Here is a 9619-nt window from a genome sequence, read left to right as displayed (position 1 = left end):
CCTCGTACTGGACGTACTTGGGCTTTCGGCCGGTGCGGCGAGAGTGCGTGCCGGGCGTCGCGACGGGGCGAAGGTTGCCTGACGCGGCACTAGGTTGGCCCCATGAAGAACTCCGACCTCACCGTCGTCACCACCACCCACGAGGACGAGGCCAAGGCGCGGGCGCTGGCCGCGGCCGTGGTCCGCGAGCGCCTGGCCGCGTGCGCCCAGGTCCATCAGGTCCGTTCGGTCTACTGGTGGGACGGCGAGGTGCGGGACGCCGCCGAGTGGCGCATCGACTTCAAGACCCGCGCCGGGCTGTTCGACCGGCTAGCCGCGTTCGTCGCCGAGCGGCACGAGTACGAGACGCCCGAGCTCATCGCCGTCCCGGTGACCGCCGGATCGGCGGACTACCTCGGCTGGGTGGCCACCGAGACGGCCGACTGAGCCGACGGCCCGGCTCTGCCCGTTCAGAACCGTTCAGAACCGTTCAGAACCGGGCAGACCCGGGGGACCGGGGTGGACCGGGCGGACCGACGGGCGCGGCACCGCCCGGCCTCGGCGATCGTGTACGGCGCTCGTTGACAGTCGGCGCGGCGGGTGGCTCTAATGGGGGCGTGCAGCGCGATGTCGGCCAAAGAGAACTGGGCCGGCCGGCGATCGAGCGGGCACCTTTCACAGAGGGACGATGCGCGATGAGTTCTCACTCCGCTTCCCTGATCTGACGTCATCGGCCGCGGCAGCGCCTGCCCGCGTCCGCATCTGCTCGCACCGCTCGACCCGGCTCGGCTGGTCCGTGCTCGCGGCGGCTCGGATCCCTCCGCCGCCCGCCTGCTCCCCCGCCCGCCGTTGCGCGGTGCCGCGTACGCGTGCTGCGACTCCTGTGGCCTCCCCCCTTTCATCGGAGACTCCACACAAGCGCATGCCCATGACTCCCCATCATTTCAATCAGACGGTCATCGAGGAATTCCGCGCCAACGCCGGCCGGGTCGGCGGCCCCTTCGAGGGCGGCGACCTGCTGCTGTTGACCACCACCGGCACGCGGTCCGGCCGGGAACACACGGTGCCGCTCGGCTACGTCCGGGCGGACGGTCTACTGCTGGTGGTCGCCTCGGCGGCCGGGGCCCCGGACCACCCGCACTGGTACCGCAACCTGCTGGCCCACCCGGTGGTACGGGTCGAGCTCGGCACCGAGGTGTTCGACGCGATCGCCGTGCCCGCCGAGGGGGCGCGGCGGGAGCGGCTGTTCGAGGCGGTGGTCCGGGTGGCACCGGGGTACGGCGACTACCAGACGCTCACCGCGCGCGAGCTGCCCGTCGTGGTGCTGGAACACGAGAAGCAGGAGGACCGGCGCCCGGTGGCCAACCTGGCGGACAAGCTGCTGGAGGTCCACACCTGGCTGCGCGCGCAACTGCGGCACGTGCGGGAGGAGGCCGAGGCGTCGATCGCCGGGCAGGCCCCGAGCCTGGGGCTGCAACTGCGGCAGCACTGCCTGGCGTTCTGCGAGGGGCTGACCCATCACCACACCGGCGAGGACGCCCACGTCTTCCCCGCCCTGGCCCGCAGCCACCCGCATCTGCGCGAGGCGTTGGAGCGGCTGGGCGAGGAGCACCGCACCGTCGGCCGGATCAAGGGCGAGCTGGTGGCCCTGCTGGACGGAGCGGGGGCGGGCGAGCCGGAGCGGTTCCGGGCGGAGCTGGCGCGGATGTCGGCCGAGCTGGAGGCGCACCTGGACTACGAGGAGGAGTCCCTGCTGCCCGTCCTGGCCGCGATCCCCTTCCCGCCGAGCGGGGCCGCCGGCCGGCCCGGGACGGGAGACGGGGCCGGGACGGGGGCCGAAACCGGCACCGGCACCGGGGCTGGAGCCGGGACCGGGAGCTGAAGCGGGACGCCCGAAGCGGGGCCTGTCCGGCCGGTCACGGCCGGACAGGCCCCGGGTGCCGCGCCGGTGCCCGCCCTTCGGCGGTGGCCGGCCCGGCGCCGGGCGCTACGCCTGCGCCGAGAAGACCGGGAGGTAGCCGCCCGAGTGGCCGGCGGCCTTCGGGTGGTAGCTCTCGTCGACGGGCAGGGTGGTGCTGTTCAGCCAGGTGGTGCTGCTGCCGCAGATCTCGTGGTTGGTGAAGATGCTGCGGACGTCGCCGAAGGCGAAGCCCGCGTTGGCGGCACGCTTGGCGAGGACGTCGTCGAGCACGTCCGCCGCACTGTTGATGGCGGCACGCTTGGTGTCGCCGATGCCGAAGATGCAGCTGCCGCCGACCTTGTAGAGGTGCGGGTAACCCAGCACCACCACGCGGGCGTTGGGCGCCTTGGCGTGGATGGCCGCGTACACCTGGTCGAGCTGGCCGGGCAGGGTGGTGGTGGCGTACTTCTTTCCGGCGGCGACGGCGTTGAGGCAGGCGCTCTCGGAGTCCAGCACACAGGTCTGCATGGTGCTGGCGAAACCGGCGTCGTTGCCGCCGATGCTGATGCTGACCAGGGTGGTGCCGGAGTTCAGCACCGAGAGCTGGTTGTTGAGCACGTCACCGGTTCTGGCACCCGAACAGGCGACGAAGGAGAAGGACGACGTCGCGTGCGCGTTCTTCCAGAGGTACGGATAGGCGTTGGTGCTCCGCTTGCAGCTGCCGCTCTCGCTGGTGTAGCTCCCGGCGCCGACGCCGGATGCGTACGAGTCGCCCAGCGCGGCGTAGTTGACGGTCGCGGCACTGGCCGACGAGGCGGTGAAGAGGGTGGTGAGGGTAAGGAGTACCGCCAGGGCGGCTACGGACATGGCACGGGTGGGGCGTAGCATGACACCTCCAGGGAGTGACCTGAGTCACACATGTTGATACCAGGCGGTAGCATCCCCGGGAAGTGGTCATGCCAAGGATATTGACGGTCCGTCCGTGGACAGCGGAGTGAACTCGACCGCGTGGACGGGCGATTGCGCTGCTCAGGCCCCGGCGGCGCCCTCTGCGGCGTGCGCGCCGCAGGCGACCTCCAGTTCGAATCCTTGACCGTCAATCAAGTGGCCCGGCTCACCGGTGCCGGCGCCGGCCGCCCGGGCCGCCGCCGGCACGCCGCCCTCCGCGACGCCCCGCCCGACACGCCCTCCTCCCCCACGCCCCCGCCCGGCACGTCCCCGCCGGGCACGTCCACGCCCGGCACGTCCACTGCTGACGCGCCCCTTCGGGAACCGGCTCAGCCCCCGGCGGCCGGGTAGACGGTGCCCGAGTGGGCCGGGCCGGGGAAGACCACGCAGCCCTCGACCGGCAGTTCCTCGATCGCCTCGTTGGCGGTGGCGGGCACGCCCAGCCGACGCACGGCGGCCGACACCGCCGCCCGGGCCTGGCGCAGACCGGGTGCCCCCCAGCCGAGCAGTTCGACCGCGAGACCGGGCGCGACCAGCAGCCGCCGGTAGTGCCGCCCGGAGGCCGGGTCCGCCGCGCTGGGACCGACCGCCCGCAGTGCGGCGGCCATCCGGACCCGGGCGCACTCGTGCCCGCCGTTGGCCGAACCCACCCGGTCGTAGAGGTAGCCGAGGTAGTACGGCTCGCCGATCACCGCCTGGGCCTCCTCGGCCGCCTCGCGGGCCAGCGCCGAACCCGGATCCCCGGCGTCCTCCGGCTCCAGCGAGCCACCGGGGAGCGAGACGATGCCGTCCTTGGGGTTGACCAGGGTCAGCACCCGGCCGTCGGGGGCGAACAGCCACCCCCAGGACTGCTTCACCGGCAGCCCCTCGGGCACCTGCTCGCCCGGTCGCCACGGCCAGCCCGCAGTGGGACGCCGACGCACCCTGCCGAGCAGCTCGGCGATCTCCGCGCTGAACTCGATCCGGCTCATGCGTCCCCCCTTTTCGGTGTCGGGCTCGCCGGACCGACGGTGCGCGGGGAGGACCAGCGGTGCGCGGTTCGGGGCGGGGCGGCGGGAGCGGCGGCGTGGGGTACCACCCGCTCCTGCTGTTGATCTTCCCCGAAATCTTCCCCGAACAGGCGGTCGATGAACAGTCCCCAGCGCCGCTTGGTGGACGCGGAGGTCCGGAGCCGCTGGTCAGGCCATCGGCCCACCGCCGTCCTCGGCGGCGTCGGAGTGACCCCGCCCGCTGCCGCCGGGTGCCGGGAACGGGGGGAGCGCGAAGGCCGGGACCGCCGCCGACCCCGGCGGGAGCGGCAGGCCCCGGTTGGCCGCCTCCGCGAGCGCGTCGAGCACCTCCCGGACGGACATCGGCCGCAACCGCCCGTCCGCCAGCGCCCAGCCGCACACCTGCGGGCCGTCGGGCGCCGCCGGATCCCGGTGCAGCAGCAGCGCGCCGGTGCCGCGCGCGGCCGTGCCCGCCGCCAGGGTGACGCAGAACGCCTCGGCGTCCCGACCGCCGGCGAACAGCCGGCCGCCGTCGATGCAGAGCTCCGCCGCCGTGGCGAGCTCCTCCCCGTCCTCCGGGCCGTGGCAGTTCAGCGTCAGCAGGTGGCAGCCCTCCCCCGCGCCCCCGGCCAGCGCCAGGTACACCCCGGTGACGTGGCGCATCACCGCCTCCATCAACGACCGCCCCCGCGGGCCCTCGCCGACCGCCGTGAGCAGCACCGCGCAGCTGACGGAGATGCGCACCCTGGCCCGGTGGTCGTCGACCAGCACCGGGAGCAGCTCGGCCAGCCGCTCCCCCGCGTACACGAAGGGCTCCCCGGCCAGCTCCGGGTCGGCCGCGTACGCGACCCGGGCCGCCGCGGCACCCGGGTCGAGGCCGAACGCCTCGCAGTAGTCCTCGTAGTCGGCCGGTTCGAGCACCCGCAGGTGCACCTCCACCCCCTGCTCGTGCAGGGCCCGGAGGGCTGCGTCCGTCCGGCCCAGGTAGGACGGGAAGGCCGCGCCGCCGAACAGGCCGTACCGCGCCAGGCGGGCGAAGTCGGCGGCCCGGGCGGCCACGGCGAGCGCGACCGGCTGCGGCGGCGGCGCACCGCGGGCGCGGCCACGGCTCCGGGACCGGCCGCCGGGGCCGCCGCCCACCCCGGACCCGGCCCGCCCGGGCGCACCTCCGCCGCCCAGCGCCCGGGCGGAACCCCCGGATCCGGGACGCCCTGCTCCGGCACCTGCGGCTCCGGGACGCCCGACTCCCGGGCGCCCGGCTCCTGGGCGCCCGGAGGGCGGGCGGCTCCCGGCCCGGGCCCGGTCGCGGCGCGTCGCGGGCCCGCGGGCGGTGAAGAACGCGGACTGCTGGGACATGGCTCCTCCTCGTGGTCGCGCCGGCCCCCGGAACCCCTGGAAGGCCCGGAGCGGCCGACGACCGAGAACATACACACCGTCACTGACAATCGACCGGGAGTGACGATCCGGGCCCGGGCCGAGCGCGGGAGCCGGCGGCGCGGAGGCCCTGGCCGGGGCGGCCGGTGGGGCTGTTTCGCCCGGGTTGTCAGTGGCGGACGTTAGGGTCGGGGACCATGCGACTGCTGCATACCTCCGACTGGCATCTCGGGCGCTCCTTCCACCGGGAGAGCCTGCACGACGCCCAGCGCGCCTACCTGGACCACCTCGTGGAGGTCGTCCGGGCCAGAGGCGTGGACGCCGTGCTGGTCGCCGGCGACGTGTACGACCGGGCGCTGCCGGGGCTGGAGGCGGTCGCCCTGTTCGACGACGTGCTGCACCGGCTGGCCGGGCTGGGCGTGCCCACGGTGTTCATCAGCGGCAACCACGACTCGGCCCGCCGGCTGGGCGTGGGCGCGGGCCTGATCGGCCGGGCCGGCGTCCATCTGCGGACCGATCCGGGCGAGTGCGCGGAGCCCGTCATGCTGGCGGACGAGCACGGGCCGGTGGCCGTCTACGGGCTGCCGTACCTGGAGCCGACCCTGGTCCGCGAGCGCTTCGGGCTGGAGCGCGGCGGCCATGCCGCGGTGCTCGGCGCGGCGATGGACCAGGTCCGGGCCGACCTCGCGGCCCGCCCGGAGGGCACCCGGGCGGTGGTGCTGGCGCACGCCTTCGTCACCGGCGGCGAGACCAGCGACAGCGAGCGGGACATCGCGGTCGGCGGTGTCGCCTCCGTCCCCGCCACCGTCTTCGACGGCGTCCACTACGCCGCGCTCGGCCACCTGCACGGCTGCCAGACCCTCGCCCCGCACCTGCGCTACAGCGGCTCCCCGCTCGCCTACTCGTTCTCCGAGGTGAACCAGCGCAAGACGATGTGGCTGGTCGACCTCGCGGCGGACGGCGCGGTCACCGCCGAGCGGGTCGACTGCCCGCGGCCGCGCCCGCTCGCCTGTCTGCGCGACACGCTCGACCGGCTGCTGAACGCCGAGGAGTACACCCCGTTCGAGCAGTCCTGGGTGCAGGCCACGCTCACCGACTCCGCCCGCCCCACCGAGCCGATGGAGCGGCTGCGGCGGCGCTTCCCGCACACCCTGCAGCTGCTCTTCGACCCGGACCGGCCCGAGGAGGGCGACACCCGGTCGTACGCGGCCCGGGTGAGCGGGCGGGCCGACCTGGAGATCGCCGAGGGCTTCCTGCGGCACGTGCGCCCGGGCGCCGCGCCGGACCGGGACGAGCTCGACTGGCTGCGCGAGGGCTTCGAGAGCGTCCGGGAGACCACCGACCGGAAGGCCGAGCTGCCCCGATGAGACTCCACCGGCTGACGGTCGCCGCCTTCGGCCCGTTCGCGGGCACCGAGGCGGTCGACTTCGACGCGCTCGCCGCCGGCGGCCTCTTCCTGCTGCGCGGCGCCACCGGCGCGGGCAAGAGCAGCGTGCTGGACGCCGTCTGCTTCGCCCTCTACGGGGACGTGCCCGGCGCCCGCCGGGCCAACCGGCTGCGCAGCGACCACGCCGATCCGCTGCGGCTGACCGAGGTGCGGCTGGAGCTGACGCTCGGGGGGCGGCGGCTGGAGATCATCCGGCTCCCCGAGCAGCAGCGGCCCAAGAAGAAGGGCACCGGCTGGACGACCGAGCGGGCCCAGACGCTGCTGCGCGAGTGGGCCGCCGACGCCGGGGACGGCGCACCCGGCTGGCGGCCGGTCAGTAAGTCGCACCAGGAGGCCGGGGAGGAGATCCAGCGGCTGATCGGGATGAGCCGCGAGCAGTTCTGCCAGGTGGTGCTGCTGCCGCAGGGCGACTTCGCGCGGTTCCTGCGGGCCGACTCCGAGGAGCGCGGCAAGCTGCTGCGCCGGCTGTTCGACACCGAGCGGTTCCAGCAGGTGGAGTCCTGGCTCGCCGAGCGCAGGCGCGCCCAGGAGGCCGCCGTCCAGACCGACCAGCGGCGGCTGCGGGCCCTGGCCGACAAGGCCGAGCAGGCTGCCGGGCCGGCGGCCGAGCCCGCCGCCGACTGGGTGCCCGGCGAGGACGAGACCGCGCACCCGGCCGCCGCCGACCTCACCGGCGCGGTGCTCGGCTGGGCCGCGATGCTGCGCAGCGGCGCCGCCGAACAGCTCGCGGTCGCCGACGCCGCCCTGGCCGGCGCGGAGTGCGCCCACGAGGAGGCCGGGCGGGCCCGGGCCGCCGCCGAGGAGCTGGCCGGTCGGCAGCGGCGGCACCGCGAGTCGGCGCTCCAGGCGGCCCGGCTCGCCGAGGACGAGCCCGCGACGGAGCGGGACGGCCGCCGGCTGGCGGCCGCACAGGCCGCGGTCGGGGTGGAGTCGGTGCTGCGGCTGCGCGAGTCGGCCGACGGCGCCCACCGGGCGGCCCGCGAGGAGGAGCGCCGCCACCGCGAGGCGCTCGCCCGGGCGGACGGCGCGGACGGCCCCGGGCTGGCCCGGGCCGAGGAGCCGGAGCTGGCCCGGGCCGAGCGCCGGCTGCGGGCCGAGGTGGTCCGGCTGGAGGCGGCTCAGGAGGACGAGCGGCGCTGCACTGCGCTCGCCCGCGAGCAGCGGACGGCGGACGCCGAGCGCCGCAGGGCCGAGGAGCTCGCCGAGGACGCCCGCGAGTGGCTGGAGGACTTCGAGGAGCGGCTGGCCGCGCTGCAGGAGGAGCAGACGGCCACCCGGGCGGCCGGCGCCCGGGTCGAGCAGTTGGACGCACGGCGCGGTGAGGTGACGCAGCGGCTGGCCGCCGCCCGCCGCCGGGACGGCCTGCGCGCGGAGATCGCGGACGCCGGACCGCGGGCGCTCGGGCTGCGTGCCGAGGCGCTGGACGCCCGTGAGCACAGCCAGGACCTGCGCGAGCGCCGGCTCGCGGGCATGGCCGCCGAGCTGGCGGCCCGGCTGCGCGCGGGCGAGGCCTGCCGGGTCTGCGGCTCGCCGGAGCACCCGGCACCGGCCAGGCCGGCCGGCGGCCAGGTCGGCGCGGCGGACGAGGACCGCGCCCGGGCGGCGCAGACGGTGGCCGAGCAGGCGGCGGACACCGCCGAGCGGGAGCTGGCGGACCTCCGGGTCCGCGAGGCGGCCGCCGCCGGTGCGGCCGGGCCGGACGGCGCCGAGGCCCTCGCGGAGGCGCTCGCCGCGCTGGAGCGCGAGCACCGCGAGGCCTCCAGGGTGGCCGAGCACCTCGGCCCGCTGACCCAGCGGATCGAGCGCCTCGCCCAGGAGCAGACGGCCCGGCTCGCCGCGCTCAGGGACGCGGGCGAGCGCAGCGCGGCGCTCACCGCCCGGATCCAGACCCTGCACGGCGAGCAGGAGGAGCTGGCCGCGAAGGTCTCGGCCGCCCGGGGCGACGCGCCGTCGGTGGCCGACCGGTCGGCGTCACTGGCCCGGCTCGCCGATCGGGTCACGGCCCTGGCGGGTGCCGCCCGGGCCTGTGCGGAGGCGGCGGCCCGGCTGAAGGACGCGGACGGCGAGCTGGCCGCGGCCGCGGTCTCGGCCGGGTTCCCGAACGCCGAGGAGGCCAGGGCGGTCCTCCTGCCGGCCTCCGAGCGGGAGCGGCTGGCGGCCCGGCTGGAGCGGCACCGCTCGGCGCGGGCGGCGGTGGAGCGGCTGCTCGCCGAGCCCGAACTGGTGGCGGCCGCGGCCTGTCCGGCGGCGGACCTTCCGGGCACCCAGGCCCGGCTCCAGGGCGCCACCGACCGGCTGCGCCGGGCGCACGCGGCGCAGGACGCGGCCCGTCGGCGCTGCGAGGAGCTGGCCGGGATCGGCCGACAGCTGGCCGCGCTGGCCGCCTCGCTGGCCCCGGCACTGGTCCGGTTCGCCCGGATCAACCGGCTCGCCTCGCTCGCTGCGGGCACCTCCACGGAGAACCGGCTGCGGATGCGCCTGGAGTCGTACGTGCTGGCGGCCCGCCTGGAGCAGGTGGCCGCCGCGGCGAGCGACCGGCTGGTGCGGATGTCCGGCGGCCGCTACACCCTCGTGCACAGCGACGACCGGGGTACCGGCAACCGGCGCTCCGGCCTGGCCCTGCGGGTGGTCGACGCCTGGACGGGCACCGAGCGGGACACCGCGACGCTCTCCGGCGGCGAGAGCTTCTTCGCCTCGCTCGCGCTGGCGCTGGGCCTGGCCGACGTGGTCACGGACGAGGCGGGCGGGATGCCGCTGGACACCCTGTTCATCGACGAGGGCTTCGGCACGCTGGACGAACAGGCGCTGGAAGAGGTGATGGACGTCCTGGACGGCCTGCGGGAGCGGGACCGCGCGGTGGGCATCGTCAGCCACGTCGCGGACCTGCGCACCCGGATCCCGGCGCAGCTGCTGGTCCGCAAGGGCCGCAGCGGTTCCACCCTCGCGCTGGCCCGCCGGGAGGACGTCTGACGGGAGGACGTC

Annotated in this window: 7 protein-coding genes; 4 read left to right on the top strand and 3 right to left on the bottom strand. The window is 76.1% G+C overall.

Translation table 11 applies throughout. The features are described from left to right. Positions 1-102: 102 nt before the first annotated feature. Positions 103-426 (top strand): divalent-cation tolerance protein CutA, encoded by a 324-nt coding sequence (gene cutA / locus ACFVVX_RS31585; RefSeq protein ID WP_387950630.1) that lies wholly within the window; start codon positions 103-105, stop codon positions 424-426. A gap of 475 nt (positions 427-901) precedes the next feature. Continuing rightward, a complete protein-coding gene (locus ACFVVX_RS31580) occupies positions 902-1861 on the top strand; it encodes a nitroreductase/quinone reductase family protein (RefSeq protein ID WP_387950628.1) in 960 nt (319 codons plus the stop codon). A 105-nt stretch (positions 1862-1966) separates the two neighbouring features. Here the strand turns inward: ACFVVX_RS31580 and ACFVVX_RS31575 are convergent, their stop codons facing one another. The 3 genes from ACFVVX_RS31575 to ACFVVX_RS31565 form a co-directional block, all read right to left on the bottom strand. Then, on the bottom strand, positions 1967-2767 hold the full coding sequence (locus ACFVVX_RS31575; RefSeq protein WP_387950626.1) for an SGNH/GDSL hydrolase family protein: 801 nt from the start codon (positions 2765-2767) through the stop codon (positions 1967-1969). Between the two features lie 389 nt (positions 2768-3156). After that, positions 3157-3798, bottom strand: a complete 642-nt coding sequence (locus tag ACFVVX_RS31570; RefSeq protein ID WP_387950624.1) for a hypothetical protein — start codon at positions 3796-3798, stop codon at positions 3157-3159. A gap of 207 nt (positions 3799-4005) precedes the next feature. After that, a complete protein-coding gene (locus tag ACFVVX_RS31565; RefSeq protein ID WP_387950622.1) occupies positions 4006-4875 on the bottom strand; it encodes a hypothetical protein in 870 nt (289 codons plus the stop codon). 512 nt (positions 4876-5387) lie between these two features. Here ACFVVX_RS31565 and ACFVVX_RS31560 point away from each other — a divergent pair. Both ACFVVX_RS31560 and ACFVVX_RS31555 read left to right on the top strand, forming a co-directional pair. Then, positions 5388-6557: an exonuclease SbcCD subunit D gene (locus ACFVVX_RS31560; protein WP_387950620.1), complete on the top strand. Its 1170-nt coding sequence runs from the start codon at positions 5388-5390 to the stop codon at positions 6555-6557. Then, the gene (locus tag ACFVVX_RS31555) at positions 6554-9607 is read left to right on the top strand and encodes an AAA family ATPase (RefSeq protein ID WP_387950619.1); all 3054 of its coding nucleotides are present in this window, start codon (positions 6554-6556) and stop codon (positions 9605-9607) included. The genes ACFVVX_RS31560 and ACFVVX_RS31555 overlap by 4 nt, the downstream gene beginning before the upstream one ends. Positions 9608-9619 lie beyond the last annotated feature (12 nt).

Source organism: Kitasatospora sp. NPDC058170 (assembly GCF_042883905.1).
Classification (GTDB): domain Bacteria; phylum Actinomycetota; class Actinomycetes; order Streptomycetales; family Streptomycetaceae; genus Kitasatospora.
Note: the sequence above shows the minus strand (reverse complement) of the source record. Positions and strands in the feature narration are given on the sequence as shown.

Excerpts from the sequence above, each read along its gene's own strand:
- cutA (WP_387950630.1), top strand. The coding sequence starts at position 103 with ATGAAGAACTCCGACCTCACCGTCGTCACCACCACCCACGAGGACGAG.
- ACFVVX_RS31580 (WP_387950628.1), top strand. The coding sequence starts at position 902 with ATGCCCATGACTCCCCATCATTTCAATCAGACGGTCATCGAGGAATTC.
- ACFVVX_RS31575 (WP_387950626.1), bottom strand. The coding sequence starts at position 2,767 with ATGCTACGCCCCACCCGTGCCATGTCCGTAGCCGCCCTGGCGGTACTC.
- ACFVVX_RS31570 (WP_387950624.1), bottom strand. The coding sequence starts at position 3,798 with ATGAGCCGGATCGAGTTCAGCGCGGAGATCGCCGAGCTGCTCGGCAGG.
- ACFVVX_RS31560 (WP_387950620.1), top strand. The coding sequence starts at position 5,388 with ATGCGACTGCTGCATACCTCCGACTGGCATCTCGGGCGCTCCTTCCAC.
- ACFVVX_RS31555 (WP_387950619.1), top strand. The coding sequence starts at position 6,554 with ATGAGACTCCACCGGCTGACGGTCGCCGCCTTCGGCCCGTTCGCGGGC.